Here is a 15,946-nt window from a genome sequence, read left to right as displayed (position 1 = left end):
TATCAATTATTAATTCAAGCGTTTAAAGGTGGAATCGGTTTACCGATCCGACCGTAGAAATCCGCAACAAACAGCTCTAATTTACCCTGTTCAATGGCCTCGCGTAAACCCGCCATCAGGCGTTGGTAGTGACGCAGGTTATGAATGGTGTTCAATCGGGCACCCAGTATTTCGTTGCAACGATCGAGATGATGCAAGTAGGCGCGGCTGTAATTGCGACACGTATAGCAATCACAGTCTTTATCCAGCGGAGAAGTATCATCCTTGTGCTTGGCATTACGGATTTTTACCACACCGTCAGTCACGAACAGATGGCCGTTACGGGCATTACGCGTTGGCATCACGCAGTCGAACATATCGATACCGCGACGCACGCCTTCAACCAGGTCTTCCGGCTTGCCGACGCCCATCAGGTAACGCGGCTTATCTTCCGGAATTTGCGGGCAAACATGTTCAAGAATGCGGTGCATATCCTCTTTTGGCTCACCGACCGCCAGGCCGCCCACAGCGTAACCATCAAAACCGATATCCACCAGCCCTTTTACTGAAACATCACGTAAATCTTCGTAAACACCGCCCTGAATAATGCCGAATAACGCATTTTTATTGTTCAGTTCGTCAAAACGCTGGCGGCTGCGCTGCGCCCAGCGCAGTGACATTTCCATCGAACGCTTGGCGTAGTCCCAGTCTGCCGGGTACGGTGTACATTCGTCGAAGATCATCACGATATCGGAACCCAGGTCATACTGGATTTCCATCGATTTTTCCGGGCTGAGGAACACCTTGTCGCCGTTGATCGGGTTACGGAAATGAACGCCTTCCTCTTTAATCTTGCGCATTGCGCCCAGGCTGAACACCTGGAAGCCGCCGGAGTCGGTGAGGATCGGGCCATGCCATTGCATGAAGTCGTGCAGGTCGCCATGCAGCTTCATGATTTCCTGGCCTGGGCGCAGCCACAGGTGGAAGGTGTTGCCCAGCAGGATCTGCGCGCCGGTCTCTTTCACTTCTTCCGGCGTCATGCCTTTTACCGTGCCGTAGGTGCCAACAGGCATAAAGGCCGGGGTTTCCACCACGCCGCGGTCAAAGGTCAGGCGGCCACGGCGAGCGCGGCCATCGGTAGTGTCTAATTCGTACTTCACAAAGCCTCCAGCATCAGAGAAACAGTCTGATGTCGTTAAAACAGGGCCGCGCCAGATGCGCAGCCCAGAAAATCAGGCGCCGACGGACTCTTGCTCCGCCTGAGGGTTACGGCTGATGAACATCGCATCGCCATAGCTGAAGAATCGGTACTGCTCGGCCACCGCCTGCTGATAGGCATTCATGGTGTTTTTATAACCGGCAAAGGCGGAAACCAGCATAATCAGCGTCGACTCCGGCAGGTGGAAATTGGTCACCAGCGCGTCAACCACCTGATAATGGTAGCCGGGGAAGATAAAGATGCTGGTGTCGCCGAAGAACGGGGCAATTAACGCGTCCTTGCTGGCGTTGGCGGCGCTTTCCAGAGAGCGCACCGAGGTCGTACCTACCGCCACCACGCGCTTGCCGCGAGCTTTACAGGCCAATACCGCGTCAACCACATCCTGCGGCACTTCCGCATATTCGGCGTGCATGACGTGTTCTTCGATGGTTTCCACCCGCACCGGCTGGAAGGTACCCGCGCCCACATGCAGCGTGACAAAGGCCATCTCGATGCCCTTCTCGCGCAGCGTAGCCAGCAGCGGCTCGTCGAAGTGCAGCCCGGCGGTCGGCGCCGCTACGGCCCCCGGCTTCTCGCTGTAGACTGTCTGATAAAGCTCGCGGTCAGCGTCTTCGTCCGGGCGGTCGATATAAGGTGGCAACGGCATGTGGCCGACGGCATTGAGGATAGTGAACACGTCGCGCTCATCGTTGAAACGCAGTTCGAACAGCGTATCGTGGCGCGCCACCATGGTGGCGGAGATGCTTTCATCGTCGCCGAGCAGCAGGTCAGCCCCTGGTTTAGGGGCCTTCGAGGCGCGAACGTGCGCCAGCACACGATGGTCGTCCAGCACGCGCTCAACCAGAACTTCAATCTTGCCGCCGCTGACCTTGCGGCCAAACATGCGCGCCGGGATCACCCGGGTATTGTTGAACACCAACAGATCGCCGGCTTCCAGATTATCCAGCAGATCGGTGAATACGCCGTGCGTCAGCTCGCCGCTCGGCCCGTCCAACTGCAGCAAGCGGCAACCGCTACGCTCAGATTGGGGATAGCGGGCAATCAGGGACTCGGGAAGTTCAAATGAAAAATCGGCGACGCGCATGGGTATTCACTTCTTCAATTGTATATACCCTATGAATTTCAAGTTGCAGTTAGGCGGCCAGCTTGCCCATCTCCGGGAGCTTACTTGAGTAAGTGACCGGAGTGGGCAAGTGCAGCCAACAACACTGCGGCTTGAAAGGCGACGGGTATGTTGGTCATAAAAAACAGGCGGCCTAGTCTAAAGCTGTGGGCGGTCAGCGGCAAGAAATAAGGAGGATTTGCATGACTTCAGGTATAGTTGCCGGATGAATTTTCTCGCTCATCTCCATTTGGCCCAGCTTGCGGAAAGCTCTTTACTGGGCAATCTGTTGGCCGACTTCGTGCGCGGCAACCCCGCAGGCGAGTACGATCCCGAGGTGGTGGCCGGCATTATGATGCACCGCCGCGTCGATGTTCTGACCGACAGCCTGCCGCAGGTCAAAGCCTGCCGCGACTATTTCTCCGAAGAACACCGGCGCGTAGCGCCAATCACGCTCGACGTGGTGTGGGATCACTTTCTGGCTCGCCACTGGCAGCAACTGGAACCGTCCCTCAGCCTGCACGGCTTCACCCAGCAAGCCCGCGGTCAGATCGTGCCGCATTTGCCGCTGACGCCGGTGCGCTTTCAGAATTTGAATGGCTATTTATGGCCGGAACGCTGGCTGGAGCGCTACGCCGAGCTGCCGTTTATCGGCAACGTGCTGGCGGGCATGGCCAGTCGTCGCCCGCGTCTGGCGGCGCTGGCGGGCTCTTTCGCCGACGTAGAGCGCAATTATCATCAGCTTGAAACACAGTTCTGGCAGTTTTACCCACAGATGATGCAGCAGGCAAAAGAGAAAAAGCTGTAAGGTCAAACCAAACCCATTGAAAATGCGACGCTTTACAAGAAATTGCTTTTTAAGCCTTGCCCTTTTACGGGAAAAGGTTATTTTTAAAGCTCGCTAAATTTAATCAACGACTTTGATAGGTAAAAGCTATCTCATCGATTGGTCTTTTACCCTTTATTCACCCAGTCGTGGCCCCTATACTGGCCCTTGTTTTTACATCAACCCCTTAACACCTATTACAGGAGTAATTATGGTCCTGGTAACTCGTCAAGCCCCTGACTTCACCGCAGCTGCCGTACTCGGCAATGGCGAAATCGTTGAAAACTTCAACTTCAAGAAGCACCTGAACGGCAAACCGGCCGTCCTGTTCTTCTGGCCGATGGACTTCACCTTCGTATGTCCTTCTGAGCTGATCGCTTTCGATCACCGCTATGAAGAGTTCCAGAAGCGTGGCGTTGAAGTGGTTGGCGTTTCATTCGACTCAGAATTTGTCCACAACGCATGGCGTAAAACCCCAGTCGAGAATGGCGGCATCGGGGAAGTGAAATACGCAATGGTTGCTGACATTAAGCGTGAAATTCAGAAAGCTTACGGCATCGAGCACCCAGAAGCAGGCGTTGCCCTGCGTGGTTCTTTCCTGATCGACAAAGACGGCGTGGTTCGCGCTCAGGTTGTTAACGACCTGCCAATCGGCCGTAACATCGACGAAATGATCCGTACCGTTGACGCATTGCAATTCCACGAGCAGCACGGCGAAGTGTGCCCGGCTCAGTGGGAAAAAGGCAAAGCAGGTATGGGCGCTTCTCCGGACGGCGTGGCTAAATACCTGTCCGAAAACGCTTCCAAGCTGTAATTTCAGCCTGTCAGCGTATCAACCGGCCCCCGTGGCCGGTTTTTTTTGCGCCAAATCAGGGCATGCTGCCCGTTTTGCGTGCTTCATTTCCTTGTTTCCGCTCACATTTCCCTGGCCGTTTTCCGCACAATCCCTTATCTGCAGCTAGTATCAATAACGCTGGCCCACTCTTTGCACGACACCGGGGCAAGCCAAACACAATAAGAAAACTGACAGGGTAGGAATAACTATGTTTTTACAGAAATGGAGCAAGCCGCTGACCATGGCGGCGCTGCTGGTCAGCAGCAGCCTGTATGCCGCATCCAATCCGGCGGTCGAAGCCAAAAACGGCATGGTGGTGACATCGCAACATCTGGCCTCACAGGTCGGCGTCGATATCCTGAAGTTGGGCGGCAATGCCATAGACGCCGCCGTGGCGGTGGGTTACGCGCAGGCGGTGGTCAACCCGTGCTGCGGCAACATTGGCGGCGGGGGCTTTATGACGGTGCACCTGGCCGACGGCACCGATACCTTTATCAACTTCCGTGAAACCGCGCCGGCGGCGGCCAATGCCAATATGTATCTGGATGCCGAGGGCAACGTCAAGAAAGGCGCCAGCCTGTATGGCTATCTGGCGGCGGGCGTGCCGGGCACCGTACTGGGCATGGAAACTGCGCGCGTTAAATACGGCAAGCTGAGCCGCGAACAGGTCATGACACCGGCCATCAAACTGGCGCGCGAGGGCTTTATCTTGACCCGTGCCGACACCGATATTCTCGATACGACCACCGCACGCTTTAAACAAGACCCGGAGGCCGCCAAAATCTTCCTGCGCCCGGACGGCTCTTCGCTACAGCCAGGCGATCGCCTGGTGCAAAGTGATTTGGCCGACACCCTGGCCGCTATCGCCAAAGAGGGGCCGGACGCCTTCTATAAAGGCAAAATTCCTCAGGCGGTTGAAGCAGCGGCCAAACAAGGCGGCGGCATCCTGACCGCGGCCGACTTCGCCCACTACAAAGTGACCGAAACCCCGCCGATTACCTGTAGCTATCGCGGCTATAAATTTGTATCGGCCCCGCCACCCAGTTCAGGCGGCGTGACGCTGTGTGAAATCCTTAACGTGGTTGAAGGTTATGACCTGAAGAGCATGGGCTTCAATTCGGCGGCCGCAATCCACACCATGACCGAAGCGATGCGTCACGCTTATATGGACCGCAACACCTACCTTGGCGACCCGGAGTTCATCAAGAACCCGATCGACAGGCTGGTCAGCAAGAGCTATGCCGAAGAAATTCGCAAGAAAATCGTCGCTGACAAAGCCACACCGTCGGAAAACGTACAGCCCGGTATGGAACCCCACGAGAAGCCGGAAACCACCCATTACTCGATTGTCGATCATGATGGCAACGCTGTCTCCACCACCTATACCGTCAACGGCCGCTTTGGTGCGGTGGTGATCGCCCCTGGCACCGGCTTCTTCCTCAACGATGAGATGGATGACTTCACCGTCAAAGTCGGCGAGAAAAACCTCTATGGTCTGGTGCAGGGTACCGCCAACAGTATTGCCCCCGGTAAGCGCCCACTATCGTCGATGAGCCCGACGCTGGTGACCAAAGACAATAAAATCTTTATGGTGCTCGGTTCGCCGGGCGGTTCCCGCATCATCACCATCACCCTGCAGACCGCACTCAACGTGATTGACCACGGCATGGCACCGCAGGAGGCGGTAGATGCGCCACGCATCCATCACCAGTGGTTGCCGGATGAGGTTTACTACGAGCAGCGCGGCGTTTCTGCCGATACGCTTAAAATTCTTGCCGGTATGGGTTACAAGATGGTTGAGCAAACGCCATGGGGCGCGGCCGAGCTGATTCTGGTGGGCCTGCCGGGTGCCGCGGGCGTCAGCCCGGCTAATTCCGGCAACGATTCAGCGGTGTCCGGCAAAGTGCGCGAAGGCTACCTGTACGGTGCCAATGACGTTCGCCGCCCAGCCGGTTCTGCCGTGGGATATTGATCGGCTCATTAGGCGTGTGAACGCCCACTCACTAAATGGAGGGCCGGGATGCCGGCCCTTTTCTGTCTTAACCCAGACGTCGCCACAGGGTAACGGACTCTTCGCTCAATTGCAGCGACATCGCGTTCTGCGTTTCTTCCATTTCGCCCTTTCCTTCCAGTCGCTGCCATTGGCCTGCGGCCAGCAACGGCGTGTGCGGCAAGGTCACTGCACCGCTGCCGGCACGCTGTAACGCCACCAATACCTGTTCTTGTTGATAGAGACGCACGAACACCAAGGTCTCTCCGCCCGCATGCAGCACCTGACAGCCACCGCGACGCAACGCCAGACTCTGCTTGCGCAGTGCCGCCATACGCTGGAACAACGCCAGCAGGGACCGATCCCAGTGGCTTTCATCCCACGGGAAGGGTTTACGACAGAACGGGTCGTTAGCGCCATCCAGGCCAATTTCATCGCCATAATATAAACAGGGCACACCGATCCAGCTCATCAGCCACACTGCCGCCATCTGCATCCGCGCCCGGTTGCCCTGCAACAGCGTCAGAAAGCGCGCGGTATCATGACTGTCGAGTTGATTGAACTGAATCAACTGGCGGCCATGCGGCAAGCCGGCCCGGTAGCCGTCCATCCATTGTGCGCAGTCCGCCGCCGACATCCGCACCGGGTGATGCGCGACGTCCAATCCGGCGAGGAATCCCCTGACCGGCAGGGCGAAGCCCATATAATTCATTGCCGCATCTTCAACGCCGGCATGCAGCCAGCGCCGCGCATCGCCAAAATGCTCGCCTAGCACATAGGCCTGCGGATTTTCCTGTTTAACCGCGTGATAAATGCCTGCCAGATGCCGCAGGTTGCCGGTGGCTCCGCCGTTTTCACCCAGCATATGCACCACGTCCAGCCTCCAGCCGTCAATGCTGTAGGGCGGGCGTAACCAATGGCGCACTACGCTGCCCTCACCGCGATAAATCGCTTCCGCCACCTGGGGTTCCGCAAAGTTGAGCTTCGGCAGGCTGGCGTTGCCCTTCCAGTCAAGCGCACGGCCATCCAGGTAGAAATTAAACCAGCCACGGTAGGGAGAATCCAGATGGTGGCAAGCGCCGTTGTCGCCTTGCTGGTGACGATCAAACCACGGGTGGGAATCGCCGGTATGGTTAAACACCCCGTCGAGCACCAGTTTCATTCCCACTTTGTGAGTGCTCACTCGCAAACGTTGCAAGGCAACGTTGCCGCCCAGGTAGGGATCGACCTGATAATAGTCTTCGGTATCGTATTTATGCACGCTGGGCGCGGTGAAAATCGGGTTCAGATAGAGCGCCGTCACGCCCAACTGCTGCAGGTAAGGCAATTTTTGGCTAATGCCGTCCAAATCGCCGCCATAGAAGGTGGACGCGGCGTGTCGATCCTCCAGCGGCTGCTGCCAGTCGCAGCGAACGACATCGCAGCCGGCGGCATGATGACGATAGCTGCCGCTCTGAATGCCATGTTCGCCGCCGCTGCTGGCAAAGCGATCGGGAAAGATTTGATAGAAAATCTGGTCGGCCACCCATTGCGGACTACTGTCAGGCACGTCGACGGCAAATTGCGCCAGTTGCCCTGGCGGCGTCAGAGACTCTCCCTGTGGACCGAACCATTGCTGGCGGTCGGCCCAGACCAGCTTGAAGCAGTAGCGGCGGGTCGCTTCGCCCTCATTCAGGGTCAGGCTGGCCTGGTATCGCTGCAGCCCGCCAACCTGCTGCCCCTTCATGATCAGCAACCATTCTTCATTGTCCGGCTCGGCACGTAAAAAAACCTGTTCAGGCAGTTCATTGCCCTGTAACCACAGCGTGATATCCAGGCGTTGTCCCTTCTTCACCACAAAAGGCGAGACCGGTTGATGCCAGGCGTTAAGCATGACTTTCCTCCAGCTGTACAAAACGAAATCGACGACGTTATTCAATGCCACGAACAATGCCACGTTGAGTGTCAGTCCCCCTCCTCTCTGGCCGGTAAACTCGGGGAGGAGCCGGGGGGTGGAGATAATCAGTCAGCGCTAACCCTATGTAAAAAAGGGTAAACAGCCGCACATTATGACCCGTAACCATTAGGCTAACGTCTTTTGAGTGTATTGGATATTTTTTGCGCATTTTTTAAAGGAGCGGCAATGCAACAACAGATAACCCTGTGGCTGGAGAAGTTCGGGCTGGAGTTCAGCGGGATGATGTCCCTGTTGATGGTGCTGGGACTGATCCTCTTGATTTCGGTGGTGATCCACCTGGTGTTGCACCGCGTGGTGCTGGCGGCGATCCAACGCCGTGGCCAACGGTCGCAACGTGTCTGGCAGCAGGCTATCACCCAGTACAAGCTGTTCCAGCGTATGGCGCTGCTGCTGCAAGGGGTGATCATTAATCTGCAGGCGGTGCTGTGGTTGCACGCCGGTAGCGAGACTCAGGCGATTATCATTACCGCCGCCCAGGTGTGGATCATGGGCTTCGCCCTGCTGTCGCTGTTTTCCCTGTTGGACACGCTGCTGGCGATGCTGCGCCAAAGCCCGATCTCCAATCAGCTGCCGCTACGCGGTATTTTCCAGGGCCTGAAGCTGGTGGCGGCGATCCTGATTGGCATCATGATCGTTTCACTGCTGATGGGGAAATCGCCCTTGCTGCTGCTCAGCGGCCTGGGGGCGATGACGGCGGTGCTGATGTTGGTATTTAAGGACCCGATCCTCGGCCTGGTGGCCGGCATCCAGCTTTCCGCCAACGACATGCTGAGCATCGGCGACTGGCTGGAAATGCCGAAATACGGCGCCGACGGCGCGGTGACCGACATTGGCCTGACCACGGTGAAAGTGCGCAACTGGGACAATACCGTCACCACCATCCCGACTTACGCGCTGATCTCCGACTCCTTCAAAAACTGGCGCTCCATGTCGGAATCCGGTGGCCGTCGCATCAAACGCAGTATCAATATCGACACCACCAGCGTGCATTTCTTGTCGGAGGAGGAACAGCAGCGCCTGAACCGTAACCCGCTGCTGCAACGCTACCTGAACGATAAAACGCAGGAGCTGAGCCAGCACAATCAGCAGACGGGTGTAGATCTCAGTTCACCGCTCAATGGCCGCCGCCTGACCAACCTTGGCACGCTGCGCGCTTACCTGGTGGCCTATCTGCGCGCCCATCCTGGCATTCACCAGAATATGACGCTGATGGTGCGCCAGTTGGCACCGCTGCCAGAGGGGTTGCCGCTGGAGATTTACGCCTTCACCAACACCACGGTATGGGCAGAATACGAAAGTATTCAGTCGGATATCTTTGACCATATCCTGGCGGTGATTAACGAATTCGATTTGCGGGTGCACCAAACGCCGACCGGCAACGACATGCGCAGCATGCTAAGTCCTCTGCGGCAGGCGGCAGACATTTCCTGACGCAGGCTGACGTAACTGTTTCTGCTGGTAATTATTCTCCACCAATTGCCAGCAGATATCTCCAGCCTCTTTTCTTGCCCACCGAAAGCGGTGTTAATACGCTCACCCAGCCACGTGAAAGAAGAGATGCCATTGCTGAAACAGGTAAAACATCGGCTGTTTACCCTGCTGGCCACGCTGTTGTTCATCGGCTGTCTGCACAGCGCTTCGCTGGATGAAAGCCGCATGAGCCGCACTCTGCAACCGTCGCTTAGCGCCCTGAGCAGCAGCATGCAGGATATTCGCGAAGTGCTGGCTCGCTGCGCCGGAGAAGGGAAAGAGGAAAGGCTGAGCGACAGCAGCCTACGTATCGAAGCGCGCGCTTCCGGTGACGACGAACCTGAGGATAAGCATAAGCAATAGAGGTCACAAAACCATCAAAAACGTTGCGCCATGCGCGGCAGGAAATTATGATGCGTATAACGCAACACCTAAGGAGCCATCAGGATGATAAAAAGCTTCAGGCATAAGGGACTAAAGAAATTTTTTGAAACGGGTTCAACCGCAGGTATTGATGCCAAACAGGCGAAAAAAATCCGCCTCCGTTTAAGCGTGCTGAATCTGGCCAAAGAGAGCAATGATGTCGATCTTCCCGGTTTCTTGTTGCATTCGTTAACCGGCGATCGGAGCGGACTTTGGTCAATAACAGTAACCGGTAACTGGCGAATCACCTTTAAATTGGTAGAGGGTGACGTCTATATCGTTAACTATGAGGATTATCATTAATGACTCAAATGTTTAACCCGCCACATCCCGGGGAATTGATAAAAGAGACCATGGAGACATTAAACCTCAGTGCTCGCGGCTTGGCCAAAGCATTAGACGTGGCACCATCAACGGTACAGCGTCTGATTAATGGTAAATCAGATATATCGCCAGAAATGGCTATCCGTTTGTCCATTGTCATCGGCAGCTCCGAGCGGGTCTGGATGGAAATGCAGGATACTTATGATTTGTGGCACGCCAGACAATCTATCGACGTATCAAAGCTGCGCAAGCTGGATTTTGCCTAGAACACAAAATACACCTACAGAAAAACACCGGCTCATGGCCGGTGTTTTCATCTTCAATCCTGTTGCTGTGCCAGTATCGCCAGCTTTTTCTGGCGGTTGACCTTGAAGTAATACCCCGCCAGCAGCACCGCTACCCACACCAGCCCGGCGTACAGCGATACCCGAGTCGTTGGGAAGTAACCGATCAGACCGATGATAAATACCAGGAAGACGATCGCCACCACCGAGGTAAACACCCCGCCGCGCAGTGGGAACGCCAGGCCTTTCACCTGCTCTTTGCTCAGGCCGCGGCGGAAGGCAATCTGCGAGGACAAGATCATGATCCACACCCATACGGTGGCGAAGGTCGCCAGTGAGGCAATTACCAGGAACACGTTTTCCGGCATGATGTAGTTGAGATACACCGCCAGCAACAGCGCCAGCATCATCACCACCACCGTGACCCACGGGATCCCGCGTTTGGACACCTTGCTGAACATCTTCGGCGCATGGCCCTGCTCGGCCATGCCGTGCAGCATGCGGCCAACGCCAAACACATCGCTGTTAATCGCCGACAGCGACGCGGTGATCACCACGAAGTTAAGGATGCCCGCCGCCACGGTAATGCCCATATGCTGGAAAGTCAGCACAAACGGACTGCCGTTGGTTCCCACCTGATTCCACGGATAGATCGACATAATGACAAACAGCGTACCGACGTAGAACACCAGGATACGCCACGGCACCGAGTTGATGGCCTTGGGAATGGAGGTTTTCGGGTCTTTGGCTTCACCGGCGGTGATACCGATAATCTCGATGCCGCCGTAGGCGAACATCACCAACTGCAGCGACAGGATCATGCCGATAAAGCCGTTGCTGAAGAAGCCGCCGTTAGACCACAGGTTATGGATGCCGGTCGGCTGACCGCCGTTGCCAATCCCCCAGATGATGATACCGATACCGGCGGCAATCATGATGATGATGGTGGCCACTTTGAAGAAGGAGAACCAAAACTCCAGCTCGCCGAACACCTTCACGCTCATCAGGTTGATGGCGCCTATCACCAGCACCACGCTCAGTACCCAAATCCAGTGCGGCACCTCGGGGAACCACACCCCCATATAGATCCCGAAGGCGGTCACGTCGGCAATGGCGACGATCAGGATTTCAAAACAGTAAGTCCAGCCGGTAATGTACCCGGCCATAGGGCCCAGATAGTCCTGTGCATAGCGCGAGAACGAACTGGCCTGCGGGTTGTTGACCGACATCTCGCCCAGCGCACGCATGATGATAAAAGCGACGATGCCGCCAATCAGGTACGCCAGCAAAACGCTTGGCCCGGCCATTTTAATCGCGTCTGCCGAACCGTAGAACAGGCCGGTACCGATAGCCGAACCCAGGGCCATAAAACGAATGTGACGGGTGCTGAGACCGCGTTTTAGCTTATTGGGCGCGGGAGCGGTGGGTGACTGTTGTTGCATGAAAATAACCCGTGTTTTTTAAACGTAAAAAAGCCACGGACAAGTCCGTGGCCCAAAATTTAGCCGGGAATTTAGGAGTGCGCGGTCACTTCGGAACGCGTACAAACCCGGTCATAAATCGCGACCAGCACCAGCATCAACAGCGAAGGCGACAACCATGCCAGACCCTGTTCCGCCAGCGGCAGGTGATTGGTCCAATCCGGCAGCACTTGCTGGAAGGCGGACGCTTTCACCGCGTCAAGGATACCAAACAACAGGCTGACTAACATCACCGGCGCAATAATACGCGGCGCGCTGTTCCACCAACGCAGGGTGAAGCTCAGCACCACCAGCACGATGCACGGCGGGTAAATCGCGGTCAGCACCGGGATAGAGATCTGGATCAGATGGCTCAGGCCCAGGTTGGAAACCACCATCGAGAACAGCCCCAGAATAAACACCAGCGTCTTGTAGGAAAAAGGCAGATATTGGGCAAAGAACTCGGCGCAAGCGCAGGTCAGGCCAACCGCAGTCACCATACAGGCGATGAAAATCAGCGCTGCCAGGAAGAAGCTGCCCAGCCCACCGAAGGTGTTTTGCACATAAGCATGCAGGATCACCGCGCCGTTGGTCGCGTCAGGTACCAACACGCCACTGCCGGAGCCCAATTTAAACAGGCTCAGGTAAACCAGCGTCAGGCCCACACCGGCAATCAGCCCGGCCAGAATGGTGTAACGCGTCAGCAAACCGGCATCTTTGACGCCGCGGGAACGCGCGGCGTTAACGATAACGATGCCAAATACCAGCGCGCCCAGCGTATCCATAGTCAGATAGCCGTTGACGAAGCCGGAGGAGAAAGGAACGTTCTGATAAATGTCGGTCGCCGGGATAGGCGTGCCTGCCGGCCAAACCAGCGCGGCAATGCCGAGCGCGCCCAGCGCAACAATTTTCAGCGGTGCCAACACGTGGCCCACGGTATCGAGCAGACGGCCCGGATACAGCGAGATGCCGATCACCAGTGCGAAATACACCAGGCTGTAAATAAACAGCGGCATGGCGCCATCACCGGTCAGCGGTGCAATGCCCACTTCAAAGGAGACGGTCGCGGTACGCGGCGTGGCGAACAGCGGGCCTACGGCCAGATAGCAGACGGTAGCCAGCAACAGACCGGCGCGACGGCCAATCGGCGAGCTCAGGGCGTCAATACCGCCACCGACGCGCGCCAGGGCGATCACGGTCATCACCGGCAGACCGACGGCGGTGATCAGGAAGCCGACAGCTGCGGTCCAGACGTGCTCACCGGACTGTAAACCGACCATCGGCGGGAAAATGATATTCCCGGCGCCGACGAATAAGGCAAAGGTCATAAAACCCAATGCGATAATATCTTTTGACGTTAAACGATGACTCATACGATGTCGTGTTGCCTGTTCAAATGAAAAAAAATGCCCGATATGGAGGTAGCGTTAAGCCCCATCCGGTTGCCGGCTTGCCATTTCATCGCGAGACCAATAAGAGCAGAAAACGCATAACGTCCGGCGTTTTGTCCTTATTCGAAAGTGACCACTCATGATGATGGGCAGAGTTTTAGGAGTTATAAATGGAGGTTTAGTCCGACAACGGAGGCTAAGTTAAACGTTTATAGCGTTGAAAGGCAAGTCGCATGACAAAAAGCAGAGCTATCGACCAGATAATCTTTCGGCACCAGTCGATCATAGGGGCTATCAATAAATATACAATACATGATTTGTATCATTTTTGAGCAACGCATTCACAAAACGTGAAGCAGATAACTCATGACCGCGCGAAAACGCCAATAAACCACCAGTTTCCGCACGGTATGAACCGATTTTTTTGCCCTACCAAACCTGTTCGGCAATATTCACCACGCTTTGCAGCTTATTCCACTGCTGCTGCTCACTCAGGCTGTTACCCTCTTCGGTCGAAGCAAAACCGCACTGGGTGCTGAGGCAAAGCTGTCGACGATCGACAAACTGCGCCGCCTCTTTAAGCCGCTGTTTCACCTGCTCGGGATTTTCCAGTTCGCCGTTTTTGGTAGTAATCAGGCCCAGCACCACCTGCTGTTTGCCCGGTTTGATAAAACGCAGCGGTTCAAAACCCCCGGAACGCTCATTGTCGTACTCGAGGAAGAAGGCGTCGATATTCACCTGACCAAACAGGATCTCCGCCACAGGTTCATACCCGCCCTCGGAGATCCAGGTGGAACGGAAATTACCGCGGCAAACGTGCAACCCGATGATCAGATCCTCAGGTTTGTCGGCGATCGCCGCGTTCAGCACATCGGCATAAATCCGCGCCAGAAGATCGGGATCCTCTCCACGCTCGCGGATCTGCCGCCGTTGATCGTCAGAGCACAGGTAGGCCCAGACGGTGTCGTCAAGCTGCAGATAGCGGCAACCGGCATCATAAAATGCCTTGATCGCGTCGCGGTAGGTCTGTGCCAGATCGTCAAAATAGGCGTTCAGATCCGGATAAACCTGGCTGTCGATGGCCTTGCGCCCGCCGCGAAAATGCAGCACGCTCGGGCTGGGAATGGTCATCTTCGGCACCACATCACCGGCGATAGTCTTCAGAAAACGAAAGTCAGCTAGCATCGGATGTTGCGGGTTGAAGCCCAATTTGCCGACCACCTTAATGCTGCGCGCCCGCGTCTGTACGCCGTTAAACTGGATCCCCTGCTCCGCGTCATAACCTTCCACGCCGTCCAGCCCTTCCAAAAAGTCGAAGTGCCACCACGCCCGACGAAACTCCCCATCCGTCACGACCGCCAAACCGAGATCTTTCTGTTTTGCCACCGCCAGACGGATCTGTTGGTCTTCAACCTCCCGTAACTGAACGGCATCAATCTCGCCCTGCAGAAACTGTTGGCGAGCGGTTTTCAGCGCCGCAGGGCGTAACAAACTGCCGACAACGTCAGCGTGAAAGGCAGAATTGCAATCGCACATAATATAACTCCCGCTAGCCGGCAAAAGCTCGGGCCTTTACCTCAGTGATTTACAATGTGAACTATTACGTCGGGTTACAAAGTGGACTTCCAGACGTCTAGATGACTTATATTCAGCATGCTGTCACGTCGACTGCCGGGCGGCAATGGAAGAATTTTCACGGGAGATGAAAGAAATTCATGTTGGGCACCCAGGGTGCCCAGAGGCCAGTTTATTGCAGGCCCAGCGCCAGGCGGGTTTTCTGCAGAGTCTCTGGCGGCAGCGGCAGATAGCCGTCGTGATTGACCAGATTTTGCCCGGTATCCGACAGCACGCGATCGAGAAATGCCGCCGTCAGCGGTTCCAGTTGCTGGTTAGGCGCCTTATTGATGTAAATATACAGATAGCGCGACAACGGATAGCTGCCGTTGCGCACGTTGGCGTCATTGGGGGTGACGTAGTTTTCGCCGAATTCCGCCAACGGCAGCAGCCGCACGCCGCTGGCGCGAAAACCGATGCTGGCGTAGCCGATACTGTTCAACGAACCGGCCACCGCCTGCACCACCGAAGCCGACCCCGGCAGTTCATTGACGCGCGGCATGAAATCACCGCCACACAGCGCACGCAGCTTGAAATAACCGTAGGTGCCGGAGGCTGAATTACGTCCAAAACGTTGCAACGCACGCTGTTGCCAATCACCGGTCAGCCCCAGCTCCCCCCACCGGGTCAAAGGCTGGCTTTCGCCACAGCGCAGGGTCGCGGAGAAAATTCGGTCGAGCTGCTGCAGGTTAAGACCGCGCAGCGGATTGTCCTGATGCACCAGCACCACCAGCGCATCGACCGCGACCGGTACCGCCAACGGCGCATAACCGTAACGGTGCTCGAATGCAGAGACTTCCGCGGCCTTCATCGGCCGACTCATCGGGCCGAGCTGAGCGGCACCCGCCGCCAATGCGGTTGGCGCCGTCGAAGAACCGGCGGCCTGGATCTGCAGGTTAACGTTGGGATAATGCTGGCTGAAGTCCTGCGCCCACAGCGCCATCAGATTCGCCAGCGTATCGGAGCCGACGCTGGACAGGTTGCCGGACAGCATGCCATCCGGCTGCGCCAGCGCGCCTCGGCTTGCCAATAGCGCCAGGCAAAGCAACAGCCCTCGGGTGATTCGGATCAT

Annotated in this window: 14 protein-coding genes; 7 read left to right on the top strand and 7 right to left on the bottom strand. The window is 56.3% G+C overall.

Annotation, left to right across the window (positions count from 1 at the left end):
* Positions 1–14: 14 nt before the first annotated feature.
* Both tgt and queA read right to left on the bottom strand, forming a co-directional pair.
* Positions 15–1,139: a tRNA guanosine(34) transglycosylase Tgt gene (gene tgt, locus H5P17_RS05455; protein WP_182821739.1), complete on the bottom strand. Its 1,125-nt coding sequence runs from the start codon at positions 1,137–1,139 to the stop codon at positions 15–17.
* Between the two features lie 72 nt (positions 1,140–1,211).
* Positions 1,212–2,282 carry a tRNA preQ1(34) S-adenosylmethionine ribosyltransferase-isomerase QueA gene (gene queA / locus H5P17_RS05450; protein WP_182821737.1) on the bottom strand — a complete coding sequence of 357 codons (1,071 nt, stop codon included), beginning with the start codon at positions 2,280–2,282 and terminating at the stop codon, positions 1,212–1,214.
* Positions 2,283–2,526: 244 nt separating this feature from the next.
* Between queA and H5P17_RS05445 the strand changes: the two genes are divergently transcribed.
* The 3 genes from H5P17_RS05445 (at position 2,527) to ggt (ending at position 5,933) form a co-directional block, all read left to right on the top strand.
* Positions 2,527–3,108, top strand: coding sequence for an ACP phosphodiesterase (locus H5P17_RS05445; protein WP_182821735.1), 582 nt, complete (start codon positions 2,527–2,529; stop codon positions 3,106–3,108).
* Between the two features lie 229 nt (positions 3,109–3,337).
* Complete coding sequence (locus H5P17_RS05440; RefSeq protein ID WP_020825459.1) at positions 3,338–3,940, top strand: peroxiredoxin C; 603 nt, start codon at positions 3,338–3,340, stop codon at positions 3,938–3,940.
* 229 nt (positions 3,941–4,169) lie between these two features.
* On the top strand, positions 4,170–5,933 hold the full coding sequence (ggt, locus tag H5P17_RS05435; protein WP_182821733.1) for a gamma-glutamyltransferase: 1,764 nt from the start codon (positions 4,170–4,172) through the stop codon (positions 5,931–5,933).
* 67 nt (positions 5,934–6,000) lie between these two features.
* Here ggt and malZ read toward each other — a convergent pair whose 3' ends face one another.
* Complete coding sequence (gene malZ / locus H5P17_RS05430; protein ID WP_182821731.1) at positions 6,001–7,824, bottom strand: maltodextrin glucosidase; 1,824 nt, start codon at positions 7,822–7,824, stop codon at positions 6,001–6,003.
* A 249-nt stretch (positions 7,825–8,073) separates the two neighbouring features.
* Here malZ and H5P17_RS05425 point away from each other — a divergent pair, with 249 nt between their 5' ends.
* The 4 genes from H5P17_RS05425 to H5P17_RS05410 all read left to right on the top strand — a co-directional run bounded on the left by H5P17_RS05425 (position 8,074) and on the right by H5P17_RS05410 (position 10,391).
* Positions 8,074–9,339: a mechanosensitive ion channel family protein gene (locus H5P17_RS05425; protein WP_182821729.1), complete on the top strand. Its 1,266-nt coding sequence runs from the start codon at positions 8,074–8,076 to the stop codon at positions 9,337–9,339.
* 132 nt (positions 9,340–9,471) lie between these two features.
* On the top strand, positions 9,472–9,741 hold the full coding sequence (locus H5P17_RS05420) for a hypothetical protein (RefSeq protein ID WP_044552819.1): 270 nt from the start codon (positions 9,472–9,474) through the stop codon (positions 9,739–9,741).
* A gap of 84 nt (positions 9,742–9,825) precedes the next feature.
* Positions 9,826–10,104, top strand: a complete 279-nt coding sequence (locus H5P17_RS05415; protein WP_182821727.1) for a type II toxin-antitoxin system RelE/ParE family toxin — start codon at positions 9,826–9,828, stop codon at positions 10,102–10,104.
* A complete protein-coding gene (locus H5P17_RS05410; protein ID WP_044548648.1) occupies positions 10,104–10,391 on the top strand; it encodes a HigA family addiction module antitoxin in 288 nt (95 codons plus the stop codon). The genes H5P17_RS05415 and H5P17_RS05410 overlap by 1 nt, the downstream gene beginning before the upstream one ends.
* Positions 10,392–10,444: 53 nt before the next feature.
* On the opposite strand, the gene proY is transcribed toward H5P17_RS05410, so the two are convergent.
* From proY to H5P17_RS05390, 4 genes are all read right to left on the bottom strand, one after another.
* Positions 10,445–11,851, bottom strand: coding sequence for a proline-specific permease ProY (gene proY / locus H5P17_RS05405; protein ID WP_182821725.1), 1,407 nt, complete (start codon positions 11,849–11,851; stop codon positions 10,445–10,447).
* Between the two features lie 71 nt (positions 11,852–11,922).
* Positions 11,923–13,242 carry a branched-chain amino acid transport system II carrier protein gene (brnQ, locus tag H5P17_RS05400; protein ID WP_182821723.1) on the bottom strand — a complete coding sequence of 440 codons (1,320 nt, stop codon included), beginning with the start codon at positions 13,240–13,242 and terminating at the stop codon, positions 11,923–11,925.
* A 447-nt stretch (positions 13,243–13,689) separates the two neighbouring features.
* Positions 13,690–14,796: a cobalamin-independent methionine synthase II family protein gene (locus H5P17_RS05395; RefSeq protein WP_182821721.1), complete on the bottom strand. Its 1,107-nt coding sequence runs from the start codon at positions 14,794–14,796 to the stop codon at positions 13,690–13,692.
* A 211-nt stretch (positions 14,797–15,007) separates the two neighbouring features.
* Positions 15,008–15,946, bottom strand: a complete 939-nt coding sequence (locus H5P17_RS05390) for a PstS family phosphate ABC transporter substrate-binding protein (RefSeq protein ID WP_044548641.1) — start codon at positions 15,944–15,946, stop codon at positions 15,008–15,010.

This window comes from Serratia sp. OS31, from assembly GCF_014164835.1.
GTDB classification, from domain to species: domain Bacteria; phylum Pseudomonadota; class Gammaproteobacteria; order Enterobacterales; family Enterobacteriaceae; genus Serratia; species Serratia liquefaciens_A.
The sequence above is the reverse complement of the archived record's forward strand: the minus strand, read 5'-3'. Positions and strand labels throughout refer to the sequence as shown.

What these genes read in the sequence shown, in the direction of transcription:
- queA (WP_182821737.1), bottom strand. Translation starts at nt 2,282, where the DNA reads ATGCGCGTCGCCGATTTTTCATTTGAACTTCCCGAGTCCCTGATTGCC.
- H5P17_RS05445 (WP_182821735.1), top strand. Translation starts at nt 2,527, where the DNA reads ATGAATTTTCTCGCTCATCTCCATTTGGCCCAGCTTGCGGAAAGCTCT.
- H5P17_RS05440 (WP_020825459.1), top strand. Translation starts at nt 3,338, where the DNA reads ATGGTCCTGGTAACTCGTCAAGCCCCTGACTTCACCGCAGCTGCCGTA.
- ggt (WP_182821733.1), top strand. Translation starts at nt 4,170, where the DNA reads ATGTTTTTACAGAAATGGAGCAAGCCGCTGACCATGGCGGCGCTGCTG.
- malZ (WP_182821731.1), bottom strand. Translation starts at nt 7,824, where the DNA reads ATGCTTAACGCCTGGCATCAACCGGTCTCGCCTTTTGTGGTGAAGAAG.
- H5P17_RS05425 (WP_182821729.1), top strand. Translation starts at nt 8,074, where the DNA reads ATGCAACAACAGATAACCCTGTGGCTGGAGAAGTTCGGGCTGGAGTTC.
- H5P17_RS05415 (WP_182821727.1), top strand. Translation starts at nt 9,826, where the DNA reads ATGATAAAAAGCTTCAGGCATAAGGGACTAAAGAAATTTTTTGAAACG.
- H5P17_RS05410 (WP_044548648.1), top strand. Translation starts at nt 10,104, where the DNA reads ATGACTCAAATGTTTAACCCGCCACATCCCGGGGAATTGATAAAAGAG.
- proY (WP_182821725.1), bottom strand. Translation starts at nt 11,851, where the DNA reads ATGCAACAACAGTCACCCACCGCTCCCGCGCCCAATAAGCTAAAACGC.
- brnQ (WP_182821723.1), bottom strand. Translation starts at nt 13,242, where the DNA reads ATGAGTCATCGTTTAACGTCAAAAGATATTATCGCATTGGGTTTTATG.
- H5P17_RS05395 (WP_182821721.1), bottom strand. Translation starts at nt 14,796, where the DNA reads ATGTGCGATTGCAATTCTGCCTTTCACGCTGACGTTGTCGGCAGTTTG.
- H5P17_RS05390 (WP_044548641.1), bottom strand. Translation starts at nt 15,946, where the DNA reads ATGATCCGAATCACCCGAGGGCTGTTGCTTTGCCTGGCGCTATTGGCA.